At 71.9% G+C, this 25,156-nt stretch carries 13 protein-coding genes and 1 rRNA gene; 10 read left to right on the plus strand and 4 right to left on the minus strand.

Annotated elements, in window-relative coordinates; genetic code table 11:
- From D7W82_RS25135 to D7W82_RS25155, 5 genes are all read left to right on the plus strand, one after another.
- Nucleotides 1-3,192 (plus strand): carboxypeptidase regulatory-like domain-containing protein (locus tag D7W82_RS25135; RefSeq protein ID WP_120620779.1); only part of this gene is annotated, 3,192 nt, incomplete at its 5' end.
- 51 nt (nucleotides 3,193-3,243) lie between these two features.
- Nucleotides 3,244-5,973, plus strand: a complete 2,730-nt coding sequence (locus D7W82_RS25140) for a hypothetical protein (protein ID WP_120620780.1) — start codon at nucleotides 3,244-3,246, stop codon at nucleotides 5,971-5,973.
- A 12-nt stretch (nucleotides 5,974-5,985) separates the two neighbouring features.
- Nucleotides 5,986-12,519 (plus strand): HEAT repeat domain-containing protein, encoded by a 6,534-nt coding sequence (locus D7W82_RS25145; protein WP_120620781.1) that lies wholly within the window; start codon nucleotides 5,986-5,988, stop codon nucleotides 12,517-12,519.
- Nucleotides 12,516-14,375, plus strand: a complete 1,860-nt coding sequence (locus tag D7W82_RS25150) for an SWIM zinc finger family protein (protein ID WP_120620782.1) — start codon at nucleotides 12,516-12,518, stop codon at nucleotides 14,373-14,375. Before D7W82_RS25145 ends, D7W82_RS25150 begins: the two co-directional genes overlap by 4 nt.
- Before the next feature lie 399 nt (nucleotides 14,376-14,774).
- Nucleotides 14,775-16,220, plus strand: coding sequence for a reverse transcriptase family protein (locus D7W82_RS25155; RefSeq protein ID WP_120620783.1), 1,446 nt, complete (start codon nucleotides 14,775-14,777; stop codon nucleotides 16,218-16,220).
- A 9-nt stretch (nucleotides 16,221-16,229) separates the two neighbouring features.
- Here D7W82_RS25155 and D7W82_RS25160 read toward each other — a convergent pair whose 3' ends face one another.
- The gene (locus D7W82_RS25160) at nucleotides 16,230-17,198 is read right to left on the minus strand and encodes an alpha/beta hydrolase (protein ID WP_233587917.1); all 969 of its coding nucleotides are present in this window, start codon (nucleotides 17,196-17,198) and stop codon (nucleotides 16,230-16,232) included.
- Nucleotides 17,199-17,383: 185 nt separating this feature from the next.
- On the opposite strand from D7W82_RS25160, the gene D7W82_RS25165 reads away from it, so the two are divergent.
- From D7W82_RS25165 to D7W82_RS25180, 4 genes are all read left to right on the plus strand, one after another.
- Nucleotides 17,384-18,907, plus strand: coding sequence for a GMC oxidoreductase (locus D7W82_RS25165; RefSeq protein ID WP_120620784.1), 1,524 nt, complete (start codon nucleotides 17,384-17,386; stop codon nucleotides 18,905-18,907).
- Between the two features lie 99 nt (nucleotides 18,908-19,006).
- On the plus strand, nucleotides 19,007-19,621 hold the full coding sequence (locus tag D7W82_RS25170) for a TetR/AcrR family transcriptional regulator (protein ID WP_120620785.1): 615 nt from the start codon (nucleotides 19,007-19,009) through the stop codon (nucleotides 19,619-19,621).
- Entirely contained in the window at nucleotides 19,618-20,823 is a 1,206-nt protein-coding gene (locus D7W82_RS25175) for a multidrug effflux MFS transporter (protein WP_120620786.1), read from the plus strand. Before D7W82_RS25170 ends, D7W82_RS25175 begins: the two co-directional genes overlap by 4 nt.
- Nucleotides 20,824-20,942: 119 nt before the next feature.
- Nucleotides 20,943-21,770 carry a bifunctional 2-polyprenyl-6-hydroxyphenol methylase/3-demethylubiquinol 3-O-methyltransferase UbiG gene (locus D7W82_RS25180; protein WP_158617722.1) on the plus strand — a complete coding sequence of 276 codons (828 nt, stop codon included), beginning with the start codon at nucleotides 20,943-20,945 and terminating at the stop codon, nucleotides 21,768-21,770.
- Between the two features lie 8 nt (nucleotides 21,771-21,778).
- On the opposite strand, the gene lnt is transcribed toward D7W82_RS25180, so the two are convergent.
- Both lnt and D7W82_RS25190 read right to left on the minus strand, forming a co-directional pair.
- A complete protein-coding gene (gene lnt / locus D7W82_RS25185) occupies nucleotides 21,779-23,371 on the minus strand; it encodes an apolipoprotein N-acyltransferase (protein ID WP_120620788.1) in 1,593 nt (530 codons plus the stop codon).
- Nucleotides 23,368-23,943, minus strand: a complete 576-nt coding sequence (locus D7W82_RS25190; protein WP_233587918.1) for a hypothetical protein — start codon at nucleotides 23,941-23,943, stop codon at nucleotides 23,368-23,370. The genes lnt and D7W82_RS25190 overlap by 4 nt, the downstream gene beginning before the upstream one ends.
- Before the next feature lie 136 nt (nucleotides 23,944-24,079).
- Here D7W82_RS25190 and D7W82_RS25195 point away from each other — a divergent pair, with 136 nt between their 5' ends.
- Nucleotides 24,080-24,937, plus strand: a complete 858-nt coding sequence (locus D7W82_RS25195) for a hypothetical protein (protein WP_120620790.1) — start codon at nucleotides 24,080-24,082, stop codon at nucleotides 24,935-24,937.
- Nucleotides 24,938-25,048: 111 nt separating this feature from the next.
- Here D7W82_RS25195 and rrf read toward each other — a convergent pair.
- Nucleotides 25,049-25,156 (minus strand): 5S ribosomal RNA (rrf, locus tag D7W82_RS25200); the annotation flags it as partial.

The raw sequence follows: 25,156 nt of genomic DNA on the forward strand, positions 1-25,156 counted from the left end.
CCCCAGGGCGCCCTCGAGGTCCAGGGCCGCGTCGTCGACCTCCAGGGTCGGCCCGTCTCCGGCATCGAGGTCTCCGCCTCCGTCCCGCTGCCCGGGGAGACCCTGACGGAGCTGCCGTGTGACGCGGACGAGCCCGACGTGTCCCTGACCTCGGAGGAATGCTTCTTGTCCCCCGCCAACCTCTGGATCCGGGAGCTGGTGGAGGCCCACCGGGGCGGTGCCTTCGTCCTGTCGCGCACCACCTCCGCGCAGGACGGTTCCTTCACCCTGGAGGGCCTGCCCCAGGGGACGGTCACCCTCTGGGCCCTGGGCGCCCAGGGCGCGGGGCTGCGGGAGGACGTCGCCTCCGGCACCCGGGACGTGACGCTGGAGCTCGAAGCCAGCCAGCCGCTCACGGGCCGCGTGGTGGACGATGACGGCGCCCCGCTCTCCCAGGTCCAGGTGACCGTGCTGCACCTGGGCACGGCGCGCTTCTTCGACACAAGGACCGGCGCGGACGGCCGCTTCTCCGTGGGCCCCCTGCCCGACGACACCTATGGCCTGCTCGCCGCCCAGCAGGGACGCATCACCGTGTGGATGCGAGGGATGGCCGTGGGTCCCCTGCCGGAGGACGTGGTGCTGTACACGCCCCGGCGCATGGTGGGCACCGTGGTGGACGGCGAGCACCCCGTCGCTGGCGCCACCGTCACGGTGGCCGACACCGATCTCGTCGCCACCACCGACGCCCAGGGGCGCTTCACCTTCGAAGGCCTGTCCCCCGACGAGTACACCCTGGATGCGGAGCAGGGCGGCCTCCAGGCGCACGAGACGGTGGAGGTCAGGGAGGACCAGCGCGAGGTCTCGGTGACGCTGCGCCTGGGCACCGTCTTCCACGTGGAGGCCACCGTGCACGACTCCGCCGGCGCCCCCGTGGCCCACGCCGACGTGAGCGCCGCCCTCCCAAGTGAGCGCGACGAGGACATCGCCCCCCACCGCTTCAAGGCACTCGGCACCACCGACGCGGAGGGCCGCGTGCGCCTGGGCCCGCTCCGGGCCCGCGACTACACCTTCCAGGTGGAGGCGGACCGGATGCTGGACCTCACCGAGACCCGCACCGTCGCCCAGGGCGGCCCCGCGCTGGACTTCGTCCTCTCCCCCGCCATCCTCGTGGAGGGAATCGTCACCAACGCCGCGGGCCAGCCGGTGGTGGACGCCTCCCTGTCGCTGCAGCCCCCGGACCGGAAGCGCAAGATCAGCGCGCCTCCGCCCGTGTACGCGCGCTCGTTCATCCTGAGGCCCCCGTCCTACGAAGCGCCCCTCACCTTCGACGCCACCTCCGACGAGGAGGGCCACTTCGCCATCAAGGTGGACCAGCCCCTCTCCGGCGCCCTCACCATCGAGGCCGAAGGCTACCTGCCGCGCACGCTCCAGGTCCGCGCCCCCACGTCCGGCCTGAAGCTCGCCCTGGACTCGGGCGCCACCGTGCGCGGCACCGTGACGAGCTCGGGCGGCACGCCCGTCAACGAGGTGGACGTCTCCCTGGAGCGGCAGGAGCCGGAGCCTCCAGAAGGAAAAGAAGAAGAAGACGGCGCGTCCGGCGGCGAGCGCACCACCTTCGCGGGCTCCACGGACGAGGACGGCCGCTTCGACATCAAGGGCCTGCCGCCCGGCACCTATGCCGTGTGGATGCGGACCACCACGGGCGGCTACGAGCGCCACCTGCCCGACCGCGTGGTGCTGCGCGGCTCGGAGACCGTGGAGCTGGCGCTGCGCCTGGACATGGACGGCCGGGCGGGCGGCATCGTCGTGGACGCGGAGGGCCGGCCCCTGGCGGACGTCGCCGTGGAGGCCGTCGCGAAGGAGGAGGAGGACAGCACCGGCCGCGGGTACTCCCCCCTCTCCGCCACGACGGGCCCGGACGGCCGCTTCGTCCTGGAGCCGCTGGTGCGCGACTGGGACTACGAGCTGACAGCGGAGAAGCCGGGCTACGCGAGGCCCAAGCCGCCCCGGAAGGACCACCCCGACGAGGGCCCGGACAACGAGACCTTCGACCAACTGAGAGCACGGCACCTGCGATGGCTGGAGGAGCGGGAGGGCCCCAAGCTCATGGCCCGCGCGGGGAACATGGAGGTGCGCATCACCCTCGCCTTCCAGGGCCGCATCACCGGCCGCCTGGCCAGGAAGGACGGCACGCCCATCACCCGCTTCACCGTGAACGAAGAGGCGGTGCGCGACCCGAAGGGCGCCTTCACCGTCTTCGTGGACGAGCCCGGCCCCCAGCACCTCACCTTCGAGGCGCCGGGCCACGCCCTCACCCAGCGCGACGTGGACGTCCCCGCCGGCCGGAACGTGGACCTGGGCACGGTGCGCATGGAGGCGGGCCACATCATCCAGGGCCGCGTGGTGGACGACGCCACCGGCGCCCCGCTGGCCGGCGTGTCCATCTCCCTGTCGCTGCCGGCGGAGGACGCCGCCAACGCGGAGCAGGCCAACTCCTTCGCGGACGTCGACACCGGCCCGGACGGCACCTTCCAGCTGCCCGCCGTGGAGTCCCGGCCCTACCTGCTCACCGCGCAGGAGGCGGAACACGCGCTGCTCGAGCGCATCGTGGGCCCCACCGAGGACACGCTGGAGCTGCGCCTGCCCATCTCCACCCGCCTGGAGGTCACGGCGCGGGACGCGCAGGGCCGGCCGTCGGGGGACGTCCTGGCGGCCGTCTCGAAGGCGAACCCGGAGAAGGAAATCTCCGCCCCGGCGATGGACGGCGTGGCCCTGTTCCGCGACCTGGCCCCGGGCGACTACGTGGTGAAGATCGCGGGCGGGAACACCGGCAAGGCCGTGCCTCGCGTCGTGCGCGTGGAGCCCCATCGCGTCAACCGGGTGGACCTGCCGCTGTCGACGACGGGGAGCATGCTGAAGCTGCGCTGGGGCGAGCGCGGCAGGCAGGGCACCTCCTACCTCCTCCCCGGCCGGGTCCCCGCGCCGCCCGAATCGGCCTCCGCCACGGACGTGCGGTGGCTGCGCGAACAGGCACTCCCCGCGCTGATCCCCAGCATCGGAGGGCACTGGGTCCTCGTCCCTCCCGGGCCCTACACGCTTCTCGTGTTGCAAGAACGTGAGGGACGCTGGCTCTCGTTCCGCGAGGACGTGACGGTGGGCCCGGGCACCCCGCGGGACACGCAGGAGGTGGAGGTCCCCGCGCTTCCGTGGTGAGGCGGGTCCGACATGCCTCGCGGTCCAGGGGAGCTGTGTTAAACCCCACGTATGACCCCGAGTGACGCGCTGAGCGCAGCAGACCTCGAACGTCTGGCCAGGGCGGAGGCACCGGACCTGGCCGAGTCCGTGCTGGCCTTCCTCGACCAGCCGGACCGCACGTCGGACACGCCGCTGCCGCAGGGCGCGCTGTCCTTCGACGCGCTGAAGCAGCTCTTGGAGCAGGCGCGCGCGAGCGACGACAAGCCGGGCCGCCGCAAGGGCTCGCATGAGGCGTGGCAGCGCTTCCTCGCGCAGAAGGACGTGCCGCTGCCGCCGCGCCTGCTGCTCGCGGACCTGCTGGTGTCCCTCTACGAGAAGAACACCGAGCCCGCGAGAGCCGCCCTCATCACGCTGGTGAAGGAAGCGCCGCTGAAGTTCGGCCTGTGGGCGGGCCTCAAGCGCATCTACAAGCTGGCGGAGGCGGGCCACGACGCGGAGATGTTCGGCGCGCTGGCCTGGCGCTTCGACACCGAGCGCGGCGGACGCCGTCACCGCGAGGTCAGCGGCGGCACCCTCACCTATCTCCAGCGCCGCGCGTGGCGCTTCCTGCGGCACCTGGGCGCGGCCGTGCCGGAGCTCTACCCGCAGTTCGCGGTGGAGGTCCTGCGGCACTACGACCTGGACACCACGTGGTCGCAGTGCTGGGTGGCGCACCACATCTGGGCGCACAACAGCAAGGGCTACTCCGCGTCGCGCTTCGCCATCCAGCCGCCCAACGACATGGTGAAGCAGCGCATGTACCCGGACGCGTGGAAGCGCTCGCCGGACGCGCTGATGCGGCTGTTGGACACGTGCCAGTCGGACCCCGCCGCGAAGTTCGCCATCCAGGGCCTGCGCAAGGACTTCCCGGAGGCGCTGCGCAAGGTGACGCCCGCGTGGCTGGACCGCCTGGCGCGCCGTCCGCTGGGCAGCGCGCACGACTTCCTGGTGGAGACGCTCCAGGGCTCGCCGGACTTCCACCAGGGCAAGCTGCGCGCGGCCGGGCTGCATGAGGCGGTGCTCGCGCTGCTCTTCTCCCCCAGCGACAAGGCCCGCGCCTACGCCATCGAGTACGCGCGAGGCCACGCGCAGGACCTGGCCGCGGACCGGCTGGCGGACCTGGTGGAGAAGGGCGCGGACGACGTGCAGAAGTTCGCCGCCGCCGCCTTGGAGAAGCACAAGCCGCGCGACCTGGGCCTGCCGCTCCTGGGCCGGCTGCTCGTGTCCAAGCCCACCGCGGCGTTCGCGGCGAAGTCGCTGGAGCAGTCCTTCGACCGCGCGGAAATCACCCACGACTTCCTGCGCGAGCTGCTCTGGGGCAAGCAGCAGCAGCTCGACTGGGCGAAGAACTACGTCTCCGCGAAGTACGCGGCCGGGGAGATGCCGGCGGACTTCTGGAAGGTGACGCTGACGGAGGCGAAGCAGCGCTCGTCGCGCCAGCGCATCGTGGAGGACACGGCGATGAAGGCCCTGTCCACCTACAAGCCGGCGGACATCGGGCCGGAGTGGCTGCTGGACCTGGTGGCGCACCCGCGCCTGGGCCGTCAGGCGGCGCAGTGGCTCACCCGCGCGGACAGCCTTCCGGGCCTGGACGTGGAGCGCGTGAAGGCGCTCGTCTTCAACGGCAAGTTCCGCGGCACGGCGCTGGAGCTGCTGGGCAACCGCAAGCTCTTCACCGCGCGGCAGCTCACGGTCCCCTGGCTGCTGGCGCTGGCGCGTCGGGCGGATCCGCAGCTGCACGACTTCGCGCACCGCTACCTGCTGGCGAACGTGGTGCCCGCGGACTTCAGCGACACGGGCGACGCGGACGCGGGCCTGGAGCGCCTGTTCGACCTGGCGCTGGGCGCGAAGCAGCCGCCGCCGGTGCGCGCGTTCGCGCAGACGTACCTGCGCTGCCACCACCCGGGCATCGGGCCGGAGCAGCCGGAGTCCAAGTCCTACGAGCTGCGCCCCCGCGCGCCGCGCAAGGCGTACTCGGCGGAGCGGCTGTGGCCGGCCCTGTTCGACGCGCGCGACGACGTGCGCCGCTTCGCGCTGACCATCGCCCGCTCGGAGCTGCGCGCGTGGGGCTACCAGACGCGCGTGTACGAGCTGGCGGACTCGGACGCGAAGGAGATCCGCAACCTGGCCTACGACGCCCTGCTCAACGCGGGCGAGCCGGGCGCGGACGCGCGCCACACGCTCCAGCCTGATGAGCTGGACGCGGGCAAGGTGTTCGCGCTCACGGAGTCCACCAAGCGCAGCACGCGTGAAGTCGCCGTGGAGCTCATCCGCCGACACTACGCTCGGCTGGGCGGCGCGGAGCGGCTGTCCGGCCTGATGCAGAGCGCGGACCGCGAGGTGGGCCTGTTCGCGGTGCGGCTGCTCTGGGAGAAGCACCGTCCGATGCACCTGCCGGAGGGCTGGAAGCCCGCGGGCGGCGGCAAGGACGAGCGCGAGGCGGGTGGCACCACGCGCTTTGGCGACGTGGAGGCGCTGCGCACGTTCCTGCGGCGCATGATGTTCGGCCTGCCGCCCGGGCGCGCGAAGGAAGCGCGCGAGGGCGACGTGCAGCGCCGGCTGTCCGCGAGCGTGGCCAAGCGCCGAGTGGTGGAGCTGGTGCGCGACCTGGGCCTGGAAGACGAGAGCTTCGCGCGAGTGGTGGCGCCCGTGCTGGGCGAGTTCACCGGCTCCGTGGCGAAGGGCGAGTGGCAGAGCTGCCTGGCCTCGCTGGTGCAACTGCGTGCGGCACACCCGGGCGTGCAGCTCGGCGGCATCTAGGACAACGACACCATGGCCAACCTCTCCATCGGCAACATCGAGAAGGTCCGTGCGCTCGCCGCCAATGCGCGCCTGCTGCTCGTAGGCGGCACCCGCGCCGCCGCCGACAGCCGCCTGACCGCGTACGATGCGGCATCCAACAAGGTCCTGTGGACTTCGCCGCTGCCCGCGCACGTCCTGGGCGTGGCGCTGTCCGGCGAGCAGTTCGCCGCGGCGGGCGCGGACGGCACCGTGCGCTTCGGGTCGCTCACCGACGGCACCGTGAAGTTCCAGCTGCACAACGCGCACCCGGGCGGGTGCACGGCGGTGGCGGCGAGCCCCGACGGCAAGGTGCTCTACACGGCCGGCGCGGACGGCTTCGTGCGCGCGTGGGACTGGGAGAGCACGAAGAAGCTGAAGGAGTGGAGCGCGTCCTCGCAGCCGCTGCGCGCGGTGGCGGTGGACCCCACGCACACGTACGTGGCCTGCGCGGGCGATGACAGCGTGGTGCGCTCGTTCACGGTGGCGACGGGTGCGCGCCGGGACATGCCGGGCCACGAGGGCGCGGTGCGGGCGCTGGCCTTCACCCCGCGCGACGGGCGGCTCGTCTCCGCGGGTGACGACGGCAAGCTGCGCATCGGCTACCTGGTCGGCGCGGTGGAGTTCGAGGTTCGCGGCGACAAGGACAGCGGCCACGCGGGCTCCGTGCTGGGGCTGGTGTTCCCGCCCACGCCGCAGGCGGAAGCGGGCCAGGACCCGGCGGAGCGCATCGCGTCCGTGGGCAGCGACGGCAAGCTGAAGGTCTGGCGGCTGGACGAGCGCCGCAAGCCGCGCACCTTCGAGCTGGGCAGCAAGGCGCTGAACGCGGTGGCCTTCGCGCCCCCGGCGAACCCGCGCCAGGCGAAGCAGCTCCTGGGCTACCTCTTCGTGGCCGGCGAGGACCGCCGCGTCACGCGCATCACGCTGGGCACGGACGGCAAGCCCACGGACGAGACGACGGCGTTCGGCCACGGCTTCGACGTCTTCAACGAGGCGCTGAAGGCCGCCCTCCCCCGCCGCGAGGCCGCGGTGAAGGAGGCGGTGGCCCTGCTGGAGCCGGAGGCGCTGGACTTCGTCCTGGGCGTGCTGTCCTCGGACAAGGACATCGCGGCGCGCCGGCTGGCGGCCACGGAGCTGGGCAACCACGGCCGCACCGCCGCGCGCCCGAAGCTGCGCGACCGCCTCAACGACGACGACAAGACGGTGCGCGCCGCGGCGCTGGACGCGCTGGTGAAGCTGGAGACGGAGTCCCCACTGGCGGCTCCCCGCGTGGCGCTGGACTCGCGCTTCGTGGACACGCGCGTGCAGGGCCTGCGCCTGCTGGCGAAGCAGGGCAGCGTGTCGCCGCTGGTGCCGGGCCTCATCGCCAGCAAGCTGCCGGACACGAACGCGGAGGTGGGCACCGCCGCGCTGGACGCGCTCACCACCGTGTCGCCCAAGGGCAGCACGGAGCCGCTGAAGCTCGCCTTCGAGCGCGGCCCCGCGGCCCTCAAGGTGGAGGTGCTGCTGCGCGCGTCGGTGGCGGGCCTGCTGGGCGACCCGCGCCTGCAGCCGCTGGTGGCGCGCGCGCTGGACGACGCGGACCGGGACGTGCGCCGCGTGGCCTTCGCGGTGCGGGTGCTGGAGCGCCGCCCGCTGGCCGCCACGCTGGAGGCGAAGGACGAGGAGTTCGCGCGCACGGTGCGGGAAGTGACCCGCATGCTGACCCTCCAGGCGAAGCGCGCGGCCGGAGACACGGAAGCGAAGTCCACCACCGACGCGGAGCTGGCCGCCTCGCGCGAGCAGCTCTTCGGCAAGACGGCCGCCGGCACGGCGCTGACGGAAGCGGACCTGGAGCCGCTGCTCGCCGCCATGGCCTGCCGCATGCCGGACACCGCAGTGCGTGGCGCGCGCGTGCTGGCGCAGCTGGGTGACGGCCGCGCCCTGGGCGCGCTGCTCCAGCTGTCGCGCGAGGACGACGCCGCCATCCGCCGTGAGACGGCCACCGCGCTCCAGGCGTTGCAGGACCCGCGCGCCCGCGAGCGGCTGGTGTGGATGCTGGACGACGCGGACGGGGACGTGCGCGCCGCGGCGCTGGCGGCCGTGGTGGCGCTGGACGTGGATGCGCCGCTGTCCGCCGCGGAGGCCGCGCTGCGCTCCGGTCACGAGGATGTGCGCGTGCGCGGCCTGGACCGGCTGGTGAAGCTGGGCGCCAAGGCGGAGGGCGCGGAAGGCCTGCTGGGCGACGCGCTGGAGGACGAGTCCGCCAAGGTGCGCGGCGAGGCCTTCCGCACGCTGTGGGCGTGGAACGACCAGGAGCCGGTGAAGGCGCTGGACCGCGCGCTGGCGGGCCGCTTCCCGGACCTGCGCACCCGCGCGGTGGAGGTGCTCGCGCAGAAGGGCACCGACGACTGGGCGCTGGAGCGGCTGAAGAAGTCCGTGGAGGACCGCGACGCGGGCGTGGCCACCGCCGCCTACGAGGCGTGGGTGAAGCTGGCCGGCAAGGAGAAGGCGGAGCCGCACCTGGCCGCGCTCAACACCCCGCACCCGGCCCTGCGCGAGAAGGCCGCCAAGGCCTCCGTGCACGCCCCGGCGGAAGCCATGCGCTCCGCGCTGCTCAAGCGCGTGCAGGACGAGCACCTGGACGTGGCCTTCGCCGCGCTGGAGGCGCTGGACAAGCTCATCCCCAACGAGAACGGGCCGCTGCTCGCGGGCATCGCGGCGTCGGCGCTGCCGGTGCGCGTGCGGGCCTCGGAGCTGCTCGCCCCGCGCGGCGCGGAGGACATCATCGAGCCCATGCGCGGGCTCATCACGGACAAGGACCTGGAGCGGATGTACCCGCCCGCCATCCTCGTCCCCCTGCGCATCCGCGCGTCGCGCGCGCTGGCCACGCTGGGCTCGCGGCGCCTCTTGGGCTTCTACGCCACCACGCTCCTGCCCCACGAGGTGACGGACCTCCAGGAGCAGGGCGCGCGCGGCCTCGCCACGGCCAGCCGCCGGGGCGACGAGGGCGCGCTGCTGGACGCGCTGGGCCACTCGCTGGTGGCGGCGCGTTCGTGGGCGGCGGACGGTCTGGCCCGCCTGGGTGACGTGCGCGCGCTGCCGGTGCTCACCGGAAACCTGCGCCATGAGCACCTGCCCATCCGCCTGGGCGCCATCCTCGCGTTCGCGGCCCTGGGCCACGAGGGCGACGGCGGCCTGCTGCACGGGCTGGAGGACTCCGCGCGCGAGGTGCAGGAGATGGTCTTCGCCATCGTGCTCGCGCGGGACCTGCGCGCCAGCCGCGAGGGTGGACCGCCGGACCTGCTGACGAGCGCGCTGTCCAGCGGCCGTCCGGAGGTGCGCTACGCCGCGGCCCGCGCGCTGGAGCTGCGCACGGAGCCGGAGGCCTACCGCGCGCACCTGGTGGAGGTGCTGCTGCCGCCGCGTCCGGAGAAGGCCGGCGACATGAAGGACTGGCCCGCGGAGGAAGAGCGGGCGAAGCGCGTGATTGGCCTCGCCGAGGCGCTCTCCAGCGGTCAGCCGGAGCAGCGCTACGCGGCGGCCCAGGTGCTGCTGCTGCGCAACAAGCCGCTGGACTACTTCCGCGAGGCGCAGAAGGTCGCGCGGCCCAGCTCGCTCCAGGCGCCCTGGAAGCCGGAGACGGCCGAGGGCGCCGCGCACGTCATCCAGCCCTCCACGCCGGAGAAGCAGGGCACGGCCTCCGCCACGGGCAAGAGCTGGCTGCGCCGCCTCTTCTCCGCGGTGAAGCCGGCGGAAGGCGCGGGCACCGGTACGCCGAAGGACGCGACGCAGGCGGAGCGTCATCACCTGCGCCGCCTCGCCTTCGGAGCCTACGTGGGCCTGCTGCGTCAGGTGACCGCGGGTGACGAGGAGGGCCACCGCGTCCGCCGCGACGCCGTGGACCGCGTGGTGAAGCTCACGCAGGAAGGCTACGCGGGCACGTCCGCCGCGGTGGCCGCCCTGCTGCGCGCGCTGGAGGATCCGCACCAGCTCGTGCGCCGGGCCGCGCTCGCGGGGCTCAAGGAACTGTACCCCGCCGGCAGCGACGAGCCGCTGGCGCTGGCCCTGGCCTCGCTGTCGCCGGACGTGGCGCGCGCCGCGCTGGAGGAGCTGGCGGAGCGCGGTGACAAGGCCCGTCCGCGAGTGGCCGCGGCGCTGAACTCCCCGCTGCCGGAGGTGCGCAAGTCCGCCTTCGAGCTGCTGGAGAAGCTGAGCCCGCCGGGCAGCCTGGATCCGCTGCTGGCCGCGCTGGGCAGCGAGCACGCGGACCTGCGCGTGGGCGTGATTGAGCGGCTCGCGGGAGCCAACGACCCGCGCGTCACGGAGGCCCTGGGCCGCGCAATGGGCAGCGAGCACGAAGACCTGCGGCTGCGCGCCGCGGAGCTGCTCGCGTTCCGGGGCGACGACCGGGCGGTGGAGGTGCTGGGCACCTTCCTGCGTTCGGAGACGTCGGCCGTGGCCCGCCGCGCACAGGAGGCCCTGGCGCGCCTGGGGACCTCCGCCGCCGTGGCCGCGCTGGCCGCGCGCCTGACGGTGGCCACGGAGATTCCGGAGCGCACCCGGCTGGTGGCAGCGCTGGGCCGCACCCACCGCGCGGACGCGCTGGACGTGCTCGCGCGCCAGAGCGTGGAGGACGAAGCCCCCTCCGTGCGCCTCGCCTGCGTGACGGCGGCGATGCAGCTCACCTGGCCGGCGGAGCAGGAGAAGCTGAAGGAGCACGAGCGCGAGCTGAAGAAGCGCGACGCGGCGCTCGCGGTGCGCTTCCTGCGCGTGGCGGTGAAGAGCCAGGACCCGGAGGTCCGCAAGGCCGCCGCCCGCGAGCTGGAGCACGGCAAGAGCGAGGGCCAGGACGCGCTGCTCGTCCAGCTCTTCAACGACCGCGACGTCACCGTGCGCGCGGCGGCCGTGGAGCACTACTCGAAGCGCGTGGTGGAAGAGGGCGCGGCGGTGGAGCCGCTGGAGGAGATCCTCCGCGCCGGGGCCCGCGAGCTGATGCTGCCCGCGGCGGAAGGCGTCGCGCACCAGCGCCGCGCCAGCGCCCTGCGCCCCCTGCTGCTGTACGCGCGCGCCGGTGAGCCGCACGAGCGAGGCCGGGCCCTGCTCGCCCTGGGCACCCTGGGCGACGTGCGAGCCCTCTCCGAGCTGGAGACGGTCGCGGGCGGAGGCACGCCGGACGCCCCGGCCGAAGAGGACATGGTGTTCGCCGCCATCGAGGCGCTCGGCCGGCTCGCGAACCGGATGCCGGATGGCGAAGACCGCCGCCGCATCGAGGAGAAGGTGGAAGCCGCGGCCACGGACGGCGCCGCCTTCCAGCGCCAGGAAGCCGGCGTGCGCGGTCTGCGCGCCATCGGTGGGGAGCGCGCCCGGGTGAAGCTGGAGGCGCTGCTCGCCGACGGCGAGACGGACGACGACGTGCGCGCCACGGTCGCGGAGCAGCTCGGGAAGCTCGGAGACCCGGCCGCCGAGGCCGCCCTGGCCGCCGCGCTGAACGAGGAGGACGACGACCTCCGCGCCGCCGCGCGCAAGGCGCTGGACGTCCTCTTCCCCAAGGAGCGCACGCGGGTGGAGTTCCTCGCCGTGCAGAGCGAGCACGAGGACATCTCCGAGCCCGCCGCCACCTACCTCGCGAGCGAAGGCGACCCGGCGCTGCTCGTGCCCCGCCTGGCCACGCTGGACAACGTGGAGCTGCGCCTCCGTCTGCGTCGCGGCCTCGCCCGCCGGGGTGCGCTGCCCGTGCCGGAGGTCATCGCACTGTTCGGCCACGACAAGCCGGAAGCCCGCGAGGAGGCCGCGCGGCTCGTGGGCACCTGGACGGGTGACGCGCGCGAAGCCGGCGCCGTGGACACGGCCGGACTGACCCGCGCGCTGGTGGCCGCGGAACGGCGCACCGCCACCGCGTGGACCACCGCGCAGCCTCCGAAGAAGGAGCCGCTGGCCGCCGCCTGGGAGCGCCTGCTCTGGGCGGGCTCACGGCTGGGCGCGAAGGAGCTGGTCGCGACGTCCGCCGAAATCCTTCGCAAGGGTGAGGCCCAGGCCCCCGCCGCCGTGCGCCAGGAAGCGGCGCGCGTGCTGGGCCGCCTGAAGGCCACGAGCGAGGCGCAGGCCCTGCGCACCGCCCTGGGTGACCCGGACGCGAACGTGCGCTCCGCCGCCGCGTCGGTGCTGGCCGCGCTGGTGCCGGAGCAGTCCGCGGCCTGGGCGCTGGAGGTGAAGCCCTTCGACCCGGTGGCCCTGGGCCCCACGGGCGCGAAGGTGGCCACGTCCGCGCTCACGGCCAGCGAAGGCCGCCGGCTCGCGGTCCCCGCGCTCCTGGCGAAGAAGGACGTGGAGCCGCTCAAGTCCGTGGCCGCCGACCCGAAGGCGGAGGTGAAGCAGGACGCCTGGGCCGCGCTGGGACGCCTGGGCGGAGACGAGGCCGCGGCGCTGCTGAAGACGGCGGCGTTCGACAAGTCGCAGTCGGTGGAGCTGCGCAAGGCGGCCTACCGCGCCCACAAACGTGCACGCCGGGCCGCTGAGCGCGCCCGGAAGGAAGGTCAACCGTCGTGAGCACCGCAACCGCACGTCATCCCGTCGCGCTGAGCTACGCCGCGCAGAGCGACGTGGTCGTCACGCCGGACGCCTCGCGCGTGCAGCTGGCCCTGGAGGGCTCGCGAGGCACCGTGGGCGTCAGTGGCCAGGTGAAGGACCCCACCCTCTTCCGAGACGCGCTGGCCGCCGCCTTCGCGGTGCTCTCCAGCGACCTGCGCTACCGGGGCCGCGACCGCACCGCGTACCTCGCGTACCTGATGAAGCAGGGCAAGCGCGCCAGCGCCCAAATCTGGGAAGCGCAGAAGGCCTTCCTCGACAACGCGCTGGAGGGTGAGGAGAAGAAGGACGCCGTCCTGGACCCCGTCCTCACGGTGGATCCGGATCAGGTCTCGCTGGAGGTCTTCTCCCGCGACGAGAGCGCCTACGCGCGCCTCGCCTTCGACAACAGCCTCTTCGACAAGCGCCAGGCCGCGCACGGCTCCACGTTCCTGGACGTGCCGCAGGACCTGCCCGCCCGGCTGGACCGCCTGCGCGCCTACGCCCCGGTGATGCTGGAGGCCCACGTCGCCCCCACCGCGAAGGCCGCCCCCGCCACGGAGCCCCGAGCCCCGCGCACGGTGGAGGTGCCCCACGCGTGGCTGCGAGGCTTCCTCCAGGTGCAGTCCGCCGCGACGCTGCCGGCCACCACCTGCTCCATCGCGCCCATCGACCTGTACAACCTGCTCTTCGCGCTGCGCACCCGCCGCTCGAAGAAGGCGCCCCGCGCGCTGCGCTTCGAGCTGGTCCCCGGCGCCCCGCCCCGGCTGGTGCTGGAGCCCTGGGAGCAGGTGCTGGAGTGCCACGGCGGCGTGTACACGGGCAGCGCGCCCGCGGTGGTGCGCACCTTCGGCCGTCAGCGCCTCGCCGCGCTCGCGCGCCTGTTGCCGCACGCGAAGAGCGTGCACGTGCAGCTCCTGGGTCCGGGCCTGCCGGTGTTCTGGGTCATCGACCTGGGCGCGGCCACGCTGACGCTGGGGCTCACCGGCTGGACGGAGAGCGGCTGGTCCAGCGCCGCCGCCTTCGACGCGCTGATGCCGCGCGACGTGCCGGAAGGTCTGGCGGAGCAGCTGCGCAACCGCCTGCGCAAGGACGGTCCCCTCGCCTTCGAAGTGCTGGCCAAGGACGAGGGAGCACCGAAGGATCAGGTGCGCGCCGCGCTCCAACTCGAATGCCTGCGAGGCCGCGTCCTCTTCGACGTGTCCCGTAGCACCTACCGCCCGCGCGAGCTGATGCCCACGCCGGTGGACGAGGCCGCGCTGCGCTACGGCAACGAGCGCGAGGCCCGCGCCCACCGCCTGCTGGGCGACGGCGGCCCGGGCTCGGGAGAAGTGAAGCTCACCCAGGTGCACGACCTGGTCGGCGAAGGCACGCGCATCCAGGGCGAAGTCGTGGACCGCGAGGCGGTGCGCAGCTTCTTCCCCAGCTTCACCATGGACCTGGAGGGCCGCGTGAAGGACGCGAGCTGCGGCTGCCCGCACTTCCGCCGCTCCGGTCTGCGCGAAGGCCCCTGCGAACACATGCTCGCGCTGCGCCTGGCGTACGCCCGCCGCCGCGCCGAGGAGGAAGCGCTCCGTCAGACGCCGGAGGGCCGCAAGCTCATCCGCGCGGAGACGCGCGCGTACGTGCGCCGCGACCCGGCCACGGGACTGGAGCAGGTGTATCGCGTGTCGCTGGACGGCAAGGTGGTGGCCCTCACGTGGGGCCCCCGACTGGGCGACTCGCGCCACCAGCGACTCTGGTTCGACACGGACACGGAAGCCCGGACGGCGTACTTCAGCCGTTTGGAGAAATTGACCGCGGACGGCTACATCGACGCGGCCTCGACTCTGGTGTAAACACTCACTCAACGGCCCGGCCGCCGACGGGGCGGCCGGAAGGATGGTGGCGCCGGACGAAAACCGAATAGCGAGTGGTCGAGAGAGGTCTGGACCGCATCAGCCTTAACGCCTCGAGCGTAGGAACGGCGTTGCGCCGTTCTGGTTGAAATGCTGGACACTCTCCGCAAGGTAGCCTGTTCTTGGCTCTCTCCCTCCCGAGCACTACCGTCGGGGCGGGAAGCGGAACCAACGACGCAGCCGCCGTTTTCCCACCCCGACGGTAGTGCTCGGGAGGGGAGAGCCGGTGAGGCTACCGTGCCCCAGGTGAGCTGGTGGTGCCTTCCTGGCCTCCCTCGACCGCTCGAATTCGTCTCCGTCGCCCCTCCCTGAGCCGCCGCGCCCGTCGAAGGTAACTCGATGACCGCCAAGCTGGAGTCGTTCGTCCCCGCCGCCCCGCCGCAGGCTGCTCCTGAAGTCACGCCCGCTGCCTCCCCCAACACCATCGCGAAGCGCGAGGCCGCGAAGGCCGCGCACGACGCCCTCCTCACGCGCTGGAAGGCCATCACCGAGGCCGGCGGCACGGACGCATGGGTGCGCGCCCAGCTCGTGGCGAAGGGCGCGCTCGCGGATGAAGTCGACTTCTCCTCGCTGAAGGAGAAGGAGAAGACGGCCTGGAAGGAGAAGAAGAAGGCCGAAGCGGTGGAGCGCCGCGCGCTGGAGCGCCAGGCCCACGAGGCGTGGAAGGCCACGCACGTGAACCACCTGGGCGTGGGCATCTTCTGGAGCGAAGCCGGCCTGCCGGACAAGTTCGACCTGGAGCACCGCGAGGAGCGCGCGCGCCAGAACGGCCTGCCCCCGCTGAACAACGCGGAGGACCTGGCCAAGGCGCTGGGCCTGAGCGTGTCCAAGCTGCGCGGCTTCGCGTTCCACCGCGACGTGGACACGGGCTCCAACTACGTGACGTGGAGCATCCCCAAGCGCACGGGCGGCGAGCGCACCATCACCTCGCCCAAGCCGGAGCTGAAGGAAGCGCAGCGCTGGGTGCTCTCCAACGTCGTGGAGCGGCTGCCGGTGCACGGCGCGGCGCACGGCTTCGTGGCGGGGCGCTCCATCCTCACCAACGCGCTGGCGCACCGGGGCGCGGACGTGCTGGTGAAGGTGGACCTGAAGGACTTCTTCCCTTCCGTGAGCTGGCGCCGGGTGAAGGGCCTCTTGCGCAAGGGCGGCCTGCCGGAGAACACCTCCACGCTGCTGGCGCTGATGTCCACGGAAGCGCCGCGCGAGCGCATGACCTTCCGGGGCAAGACGCTGCACGTGGCGAAGGGGCCGCGAGCCCTCCCGCAGGGCGCGCCCACCTCACCGGGCATCACCAACGCGCTGTGCCTGCGCCTGGACAAGCGTCTGTCGGCGCTGTCGCGCAAGCTGGGCTTCACATACACGCGCTACGCGGACGACCTGACCTTCTCCTGGACGAAGGCGAAGGCGCCCAAGGCCCGCCGCGCGCAGGGAGCGCCGGTGGCGGTGCTGCTCGCGCGGGTGAAGGACGTGGTGGAGGCGGAGGGCTTCACGGTCCATCCGGACAAGACGCGGGTCGCCCGCAAGGGCAGCCGTCAGCGCGTCACGGGGCTCGTGGTGAACGAGGCGAAGGACGGCACGCCCGCCGCCCGGGTTCCCCGCGACGTGGTGCGCCGCCTGCGCGCGGCCATCCACAACCGCCTGAAGGGCAAGCCGGGCCGCGAGGGCGAATCGCTTGAGCAGCTCAAGGGCATGGCGGCGTTCATCCACATGACGGACCCGGAGAAGGGCCGCATGTACCTGGAGCAGCTCGCGAAGCTCGAAGCCGCCCCGCCCGCCCAGGCGTAGCGCGGGGAACTAGCGGGTCCCCGCCTTCTTCGTCCGCCGTGAAGGCTTCTTCGCCGGAGCCTTCTTCTCCGCGGCCGGAGCCACGGGCGTCTCCACGGCGGGAGCCACCGGCTTCAACGCCGAGTCCGCGAACTCCCGCAGCCGACGCGGATACTCCGTGGGCGCGGCAGCGGCGAAGTTGCCGTGTGAAGCGCCGGGAATGCGCCACGTCTGCGCATACGGCGCGACGTGCGCGAACAGCTCATCCAGCAGCGGCTGCCCGGACTCCTCCGTCCCCGCGACGATGAACAGGGGCCGGGGCTTGATGTGGTCCACCGCGTCGAGGGTCCGCACCTCGTCCAAGGCAATCCCTCGCCGCCAGAACGGCACCAGCGCCCCCGTCTGTGTCACCACACCGAAGCGGCGGAAGTCATACGCCGCCGCCAGCCACAGCGTGTTGAACGGGGACAGCAGCACCACCGCCGCGACCCGCGGGTCCTTCGCCGCCACCTCCGCCACCGCCGCGGAGCCAATGGAGAACCCCAGCGCCCCCACGCGCGCCGGATCCACCTCCGGTTGAGCCCGCACGTACGCCAGCGCCGCGCGCACATCCTGGCGCTCCTTGTCACCCCAGGTGGACGTCTCGCCCCCGCTCTGCCCATGCGCGCGCAGGTCGAACAGCAGCACGCCATACCCCGCGTCGCGCAGCACGCGGGCCTCCGGCAGCAGGTCCATGCGTGTCTGCGACAGGCCATGTGCCAGCACCCACGCCGCCTTGTTTCGCGAAGGCACGTACCAGCCGCGCAGCTCCACCCCATCGTCCGTGCGCAGCGTCACCTCGCGCGCGGAGCCGAAGTCCGCGGGCAGCACCGCGGCCGGCTTCGGATAGTGGAAGTACTGCTCGGAGCGCCACGCCGCGCGGCCCCCCAACGCCAGCGCCACCAGCAGCAACGGCAACACCAGCACGCCCAGCACCCGCCCCCACCGAATCCGTTTCAACAGACCAGCCATGTCCACCCCTCGCCGACAGCAAGCGAGCCGTAACCCAGGGCGGAAGTCGCCGCCCCAGGCTTGTGTTGGCTCCCGCCAGACATCTAGACCCTATAGGCGCCAATAGGGTCCTGATTTACAATTTAGGCGAACTTTAGCAGCGGCGGCAGATTGACCGTCCTGGGTGAGCAGGCATGAAGACGTCGAAGACGGTCTATGACGCGGTGGTGGTGGGTTCGGGGGCCTGCGGTGGATGGGCAGCCAAGCAGCTGACCGAGGCCGGGCTCCAGGTGCTGGTGTTGGAGGCGGGCCGAGGCGCGAACGCGGACCGGGCGCTCCACCTGATGCACCGCGTGAAGCAGAAGCTGGGCTACCGCATCGAGTCGGACCCGGCCCGCAAGTCGCGCCAGTCCATCCAGGCCACGAGCTTCGCCTGGCCGTTCCATCCGCACGCCTTCGTGGATGATGTGGACAATCCCTACACCACGCCGGCCGACGCGCCGTTCGCCTGGATTCGCGCGCGGCAGGTGGGCGGGCGGACCAGCGTGAAGGCTCACGGCCGCCAGTTCTACCGGCTGTCTGACTTCAACTTCCACGCGGGCAGCCTGGACGGGTTGAGCCCGGACTGGCCGCTGTCGCACGCGGACCTGGCGCCGTCCTACGAAATCGTGGAGCGGTGGATGGGCCTGCGAGGCAACTCGGACGGCGTGGACACGCTGCCCGACTCCGTCTTCGAAGGCCCCGCGCCGCTGTCCCCCGGCGAGGTCCGCCTGCGCGAGAAGGTGAAGGCCCGCTGGCCCGACCGCCACGTCGTGGCCCGGCGGACCGCGAACGCGCCGGTGACGCTGCCGGCGGCGCTGAAGACGGGGCGGCTGACGCTGCGCTCGCACGCCATCGCCAGCCACATCCTGCACGACCCGAACACGGGCAAGGCGACGGGGGTGTCCTTCATCGACGCGAACTCCGGCACCTCCGAGGAGGTGCGCGCGAAGGTGGTGGTGGTGGCCGCGGGCACCATTGAATCCACGCGGTTGCTGTTGCACTCGCGCAACCGGGCGTTCCCGGACGGTCTGGCGAACAGCTCCGGGCTCGTGGGCAAGCATCTGATGGACCACATGTACCTGCGAGGCATCGAGGCGCGGATGAACCTGCCCGCGCACCTCCACCAGAAGGAGCACGGCTGGGCGTACATCCCCCAGTTCCGCAACGTCACCGAGCGCCACCCGGACTTCGCCCGAGGCTACGGCGTGCAGGTCTTCACCTTCGACGACCAGATGCACATGGTGCCCTTCGGGGAGATGGTCCCGCGCGAGGAGAACCGCGTCACGTTGAGCGCCACGGTGAAGGACCGCTGGGGCATTCCGGCGGCGCACATCGAGTGCCGGCACTCGGACAACGACCTGAAGATGACGGAGGACGCCGTCGCTTCCTGCCTGGAGATGCTGGAGGAGGCAGGCTGCACGGTGGAGAAGGTCAACAAGCAGCTCTCCGAGCCGGGCATGGCCATCCACGAGGTAGGCACCGCGCGCATGGGCAAGGACCCGAAGACGTCCGTGCTCAACCCGTTCAACCAGAGCTGGGACGTGCCCAACATCTACGTCACGGACGGCTCCTGCTTCCCCTCGCAGGGCCCGCAGAACCCCACCCTGACGATGATGGCCCTCACCGTCCGCGCCTGCGCCCACCTGGTGGGCGAGCTCAAGGCCGGCCGCATCTGATTCCCCTCGGAAGCTGACGCGAGGGCCCCGCAAGAGCGGGCCCCTTGCACGGCTGGCGCGAATTTATTACCTACCAGTCAGTAACTAACCCTTCGCGCCATGTCCCGTCCCCCACGCGTCACCGACCCGCAGATCGATGAAGCGGCCCGAGCCGTGTTCCTGGCACAGGGTCCGTCAGCACCACTGCAGGACATCGCGAAGCGGCTGGGCATCTCGCAGCCGGCGCTGCTGCACCGGGTGGGCACCAAGGAGGCGCTGATGGCGCGAGCCCTCCGCCCCGTCCCGCCCACCGCGCTGGCGCTGCTGGCCCCAGGACCGAAAGACACCGCGTCCATCGAGACGCAGCTCCTGGAAGCGCTGCTGCACCACCGGGACTTCCTGCGCCAGCTGGTGCCCTGGTTGTTCGTGCTGCACTACTCGGCACTGGGCGGCGCGAGGGCCCTGCACCTGGAGACCCCGCCCCCGGTCGCGCTGCGAGAGGGACTGACGAAGTGGCTCACCCGGGCGAAGCGAGCCGGACGGGTGGACCTGGCCGAGCCCCGGGTCGCGGCGGAAGCGCTCTGTGGAGCACTGGAGGCCCGCTGCTTCAACGCCCACGTGGGCGGCCCCACCTACGCCCCGGGCGAGGACGAAGCCATCCTGCGCCAGCTCATCCGGGTGCTGATGACGCCGAAAGAAGCGCCGACACGAGTCCGGAAGAGGACCGCCAGATGACGACCGCCACGCCCAAGCTGTCCCGCTCCACGGAGGGGGCGGGGCTGATCATCCTCCTGGGGGCGCTCATCGGCTTCGGGCCACTGTCCATCGACATGTACCTGCCGGCGTTCCCCTCCATCGGCGAGTCGCTGCGAGCGACCGCGGGAGAGGTGGAGCGCACGCTGGCGGCGTTCTTCGCGGGGCTCGCGGTGGGGCAGCTCTTCGCCGGACCGGTGAGCGACCGCTTCGGCCGCACGAAGCCGCTCTACGTGGGCCTGGCGCTCTACGTGCTGGGCTCCATCGGCTGCGCGACCGCGCCGTCAGCGGACGTCCTGGCGGCCTGCCGGTTCGTGCAGGCCCTGGGTGGCTCGGTGGGAATGGTGACCACGAGGGCCGTCGTAAGGGACCTGCACTCGGGAGCAGCGGCGGCGAGGATGATGTCGCGCCTGGTGTTGGTGATGGGCCTGGCGCCCATCCTGGCCCCGCTGCTGGGCGGCTGGGTGCTGCGAGCCGCGGGCTGGCGAGCCATCTTCGCAAGCCACGCGGTCATCGGACTCATCGCGCTGGGAGCTGCATTCGCCATCCTGCCGGAGACAGCGCCCCCGAGGAGCGGAGCGTCCCCGGCCAAACCCTTCCAAGCCATGTGGAGCATCACGAAGGCGCCAGACTTCCTGGGGCCCGCGCTGGCGGCGGCCCTCGCGCAGGCAGGGATGTTCGCGTACATCGGCGGCTCGCCCTTCGTGTTCATCACGCTGCACGGCGTGAAGCCGGAGCACTTCGGCTGGTTCTTCGGAGCGAACGCAGCGGGACTGGTGGCGGTGTCGCAGCTCAATCACTGGCTGCTGGCGCGCTCCTCGCCGGAGCGGGTGTTGAAGCAGGCGGTGCGCATCGCCGCGCTGGCGGGGCTGGTCCTGGTGACGGTGGCATCGACAGGCTTTGGCGGGCTGTGGGGCATCGCGCTGTCGCTGTTCGTGTTCGTGTCCACCCTGGGAGCCATCACCCCCAACGCGACAGCCCTGGCGATGGAGCAGCACGCGAAGCAGGCAGGCATCGCGTCCGCGGTGCTGGGAGCGCTGCAGTTCATGCTGGCGGCAGGAGCCTCCGCGACGGTGAGCGCCACCCACGACGGCACCGCGAGGCCCATGGCCCTGGGAGTCGCCATCCCCGCCCTGGTCGCCCTGGGTGCGCTGAGGCTGGCGAAGCGGGCCCCCGCGCACTGAGCCAAGGGCCCGGTGGGTGGGATTGACACTCCGGAACGCGAAGCCCGATGGTGCGGCGCGAAATGCTCGCACCCTTCTACTCCGCTTGTCCTGTCTGCAATGAGACCGGATCCCGACCGGTGGTTGCGTTCCAAGAGCTGAGCTACGGCCGTTGCACGGGCTGTGGGCTCATCTACAAGCGAGAGCAGAAGCCGGGCCTGGGCGAGGGCTACGAGGAGAAGTACTTCAAGCACAACCGGGCGAAGTACCTGAGCCGCTGGGACCACCGGGTGCGCAAGTGCCTGCGGCAGGTGCTGGTGTGCCTGGAGTACGCGCCGCACGCGAAGGACCTGCTGGATGTGGGGTGCTCCGCGGGCTACGTGCTGGAGGCAGCGCAGCGAGCAGGCTTGAAGGCCACGGGACTGGACTACTCACAGTTCTCCGTGAACCTCTGCCGCGAGCGAGGCTACACGGCCGAATACGGCTCGCTGACCCAGCTGCCGTTCCCGGACGCGTCCTTCGACATCATCACGTTGAAGCACACGCTGGAGCACGTGGATCAGCCCATGGACGGGCTGCGAGAAATCCAGCGCGTGCTGCGACCAGGAGGCGTGGCCTTCGTCATCGTGCCGGACGCGGCCTACTACAAGATCATCGTGATGCCCCGGAAGGGCCGCTCCTTCCGCCCGGACCGGCGAGGCTGGCAGCACCACGTCTACTTCTACGAGCACAACCTCGCGGACGCCTGCGCCAGGGCCGGGATGCAGCCGGTGAAGGCAGGCAAGGACATCTTCCGGAGCAGGCTGGCGAAGGGCCTGCGAGCCCCCTACGAGTACGCGCGCTTCGCCTTCCTCTGGGCCTGGGTCCAGGTCTGCCGGCTGACGCACCTGCGCAGGGAGATCCAGGTCATCGCCCAGAAGCCCAAGGCGGACGCGCGGCTCCCCGCCCAGCACACCGAAGCCGCCTGAGCACGGCGTCACACGGGCCGGCGAATCCACATCCCCAGCACCACGGCCAGCACGAGCGAGACAGGCCCCAACCAGTCCCCCCAGGCCCCCGCGAGCGAGCTCAGCCGATCCGCCGCCGGCACACGCATCACGGTGCCAGCGCGCTGGTTGTCCTCCAGCTCGGAGGTCCACGTCCCCGCGGGGTCGATGAACGCGGAGATGCCTGAGTTGGTCACCCGCACCTGAGCCGTGCGCGTCTCGATGCTGCGAAACGCCGCATGCATCAGGTGCAGCCGGGGCGCCGGAGTGCCGGAGAACCACGAGTCATTCGACAGCGTGAGAATCAGGTCCGCCCCCTGGCGCACCTCCGCCGCGACATAGTTGGGAAAGATGGCCTCGTAGCAGATGAGCGGAGCGACCTTGAGCACACGGTCGCCGTTGATCCGGAAGTCCACCAACCGAGGCCCCGGGCCGCGCTTCCATCGACCGGTCCACGGAAGCATGGCGCGCAGGGCAGGCGTGTCCACCGCATCCGGAACCCACTCCGTGAGCGGGAACAGCATCGTCTTCCGGTACGTGGCCTGCGCCAACTCGCCCGTCGCGGAGGGCCCCAGGAACATGGCGGCGTTGAACTCGCGTTCGCCGTCCAGGTCGTAGGTGCCGAACACCAGCGGGACGCCACGCTCCGCCACCCAAGAGCGGATCTCATCATCCAGCGCGCCGCCGTCCTCACTCTTCGGAGTACCGAACGTCGTCGGATACACCGTCTCCGGCCACACCAGCAGGTCCAGCGGCCCCGAGCGCAGCAGCGCTTCCGACATCGCGTAATGCGTATCCAGGATGTTGCGAACGACCTCGTAGGTGCCCTGCTCCGCGGCCAGCTTTTCGATGTTGGTGATGTTCGCCTGCACCGCGCCCACCACCAGCGACGGAGCCGAGTGCACCGCCGAGCGAACCTGCCCCAGCCGCACCCAGCCATAGCCCCAGCCCACGACCGCCAGCACCACCGCGAGGACCACCGGCCTGAGCCGCAAGCCCCGCCGGGAAACCAATCCCTTCACCACCGAGACGACACACTCGTTGATGAGCAGCAGGCCCAACGTGAGCCCCGGAGCGCCCGCCACGTCCGCGCCCTGGCGCAGCGTCTCCGAGGCATAGAGCGCGTGGCCCAGCGTCTCGGCGAACAGCTTGGGCGTGAACCACTCGGTGCCCACATACACGAACGCGGTGAGCACGGGAGGCACCCACGCCAGGCGCGGCACGTCCGCCACCCGCCGGCGCGCGTACCACCGCACCCAGGCGGCGGTGATGAACTGGAGCTCCAACACGGGCGCGATGAGCAGGAACACGCCCCAGCACAGCCACAATGGAGCACGAGAGTACGCCGCGATGGCGCCCGGGAACCAGCCGAACACGGCCGCGGTGAACGTCACGGACAGCAGCACGCCCAGCCCCACGGCAGCGCGAGCAGAACGAACCCCGTCCAGGGCCGCGAGCCAGGGCGCCATGGCCACCACGCCCAGCCACACCCAACCGGGGCGCAGCTGTCCGAACGCCGCGAACAGCACGGTGGTCGCCGCGACGCCCAGGAGCGCCCCGGCCCACCCCTTCGCGGACGTCACTGCGAGTCCTCGTCCTCGACAGGAATCTCGAGCAGCCGGTGGGGCATGCCCGGGGGAGCCATCTCCTCGGGCACCACGCGGTTCTCGGGGATGGGGATGGGCTGCCCGTTGGCATCCCTGGGCGTGAAGTCCGGATGGAACATCAGGATGGCCGCGAGCGGCTGGCCGTTATCCGTCGTCTGGTAGTGGCGCATGTAGCCAGGGGGCAGCTCGAAGTCGTCGGGCACGACGAGCCCCTTCTTCAACGGCTTGGTGCCGCGCTGGTACAGGGCCGTCCCGCTCTTGCCCTCGGGAGGAGGCGACGGGTCATCGACAGGCATGGGAGCAGGTTCCTCCACGGGCAGGGGCGCGGCGACACGCGCGACCGCAGGGCGCACGGAGGGGCGCGCGGGCTCCGGGGCGGGAACCACCGGAGCAGGGCGCTCGGCAACCACGATGGGGGGCAGGTCCTCGACAGGCACGGGGCGGGAGAGCCACCAGAGGCAAAGCGCCACGCACAGGCCGGTGATGACGACGGCTCCACCGATGAGCCAGGAGCCCACCCCGCCTGAGGACTCTCGCGAGGGCGTCACCCGCGTCACGCCATCGGAATCCGTGCGACGCTCAGGGGCAGGCTGCGGGGAACGCATGTTTTGAGGGGCCTCCGGGGTGCGTATGCTACGGAAGCCGCTCGCATCGAAGCAATGCGCGCGCGGCCATGCCCCTCCCATGACCGTCGACGCGTCCGGCCCCTTCCGCATCCACGCCTTCACACCCCGTCTGCGCGCCCTGGGAGCGCTCCTGCACGTCACGGTGCTGGGCACGCTCTGCTATTTCACCGCGCTGCTGTTCAAGGACGTGCTCGCGGGCACCCAGACGCTGGCGCCCGGTCCATTGGCGACAGGACTCGTGGTGGGGGGCGTCCTGCCGTTCATCGCGCTGCGCCTGCTGCAGCTGGGAACGAGGGCCACGGTCACGGTCCGGCCAGAAGGACTGGTGCTCACCCAGGCAGGGGGAGCGCACTTCGAGCTCCCCTTCGAAGCACTGGAGTCCATCCGCCCCTGGCGTCTGCCCATTCCAGGCCCGGGACTGACTCTGCGGCTGCGCACGGGGAGGGCCTTCGACTACGGCCTGGAGGTACAGGCGCCCATGCCCCTGCTCGAGGCAATAGGGACGCTGGGAGCGGCACGAAATGATCCGCGGGTGCGCTACGCACAAGCGCGGAGCGAGAAGTGGCGGAGGCGTTGGTACGACTGGACCCTGAAGTACGGCCTGGTGCCCGGAGTGCTCGCCGGCATCTTCTTCCGGGCGCACCAGTACATCTCCTTCGGAGGCCCGTTCGGAGAGCTCCAGATGTACGGATGGACGGCATACCTCACGTCCTTCGCGCGCACCTGGCTGCCCGTGTTCCTGGCCCTGCTGTTGTTTGGCTGTTTCTGGAGGGCCTTCGCCGAGACGCTCTGCTTCGGCGCCGCATGGCTGGGCCCGCGGTGGGCACGCAACGTACGCACTGGCGCGGAGTGGACCTGCCGGGCGCTCTATTACGTGGCCCTGCCAGTCTTTCTCGCGGTGCGGCTGCTGGGTTGAGCCTCAAAGACAGACACCCGCGAGCGCGGATCACGCGCAAGCCAGGTGGAGGCACAAGCCCGCAAAGACAAAGCCCCTGGCGCCTTGCGGCACCAGGGGCTTTCAAAAAGAATCCGGCAGCGACCTACTCTCCCACGCGGTTTCCCGCGGAGTACCATCGGCTCTGGAGGGCTTAACTTCCGTGTTCGGGATGGGAACGGGTGTGACCCCTCCGACATT

Source organism: Corallococcus sp. CA049B (genome assembly GCF_003611685.1).
In the GTDB taxonomy this organism is placed as follows: Bacteria; Myxococcota; Myxococcia; order Myxococcales; family Myxococcaceae; genus Corallococcus; species Corallococcus coralloides.

Bases quoted from the DNA above. Each gene is read 5' to 3' on its own strand.
- D7W82_RS25145 (WP_120620781.1), top strand. From the start codon at position 5,986: ATGGCCAACCTCTCCATCGGCAACATCGAGAAGGTCCGTGCGCTCGCC.
- D7W82_RS25170 (WP_120620785.1), top strand. From the start codon at position 19,007: ATGTCCCGTCCCCCACGCGTCACCGACCCGCAGATCGATGAAGCGGCC.
- D7W82_RS25165 (WP_120620784.1), top strand. From the start codon at position 17,384: ATGAAGACGTCGAAGACGGTCTATGACGCGGTGGTGGTGGGTTCGGGG.
- D7W82_RS25175 (WP_120620786.1), top strand. From the start codon at position 19,618: ATGACGACCGCCACGCCCAAGCTGTCCCGCTCCACGGAGGGGGCGGGG.
- D7W82_RS25155 (WP_120620783.1), top strand. From the start codon at position 14,775: ATGACCGCCAAGCTGGAGTCGTTCGTCCCCGCCGCCCCGCCGCAGGCT.
- D7W82_RS25195 (WP_120620790.1), top strand. From the start codon at position 24,080: ATGACCGTCGACGCGTCCGGCCCCTTCCGCATCCACGCCTTCACACCC.
- D7W82_RS25140 (WP_120620780.1), top strand. From the start codon at position 3,244: ATGACCCCGAGTGACGCGCTGAGCGCAGCAGACCTCGAACGTCTGGCC.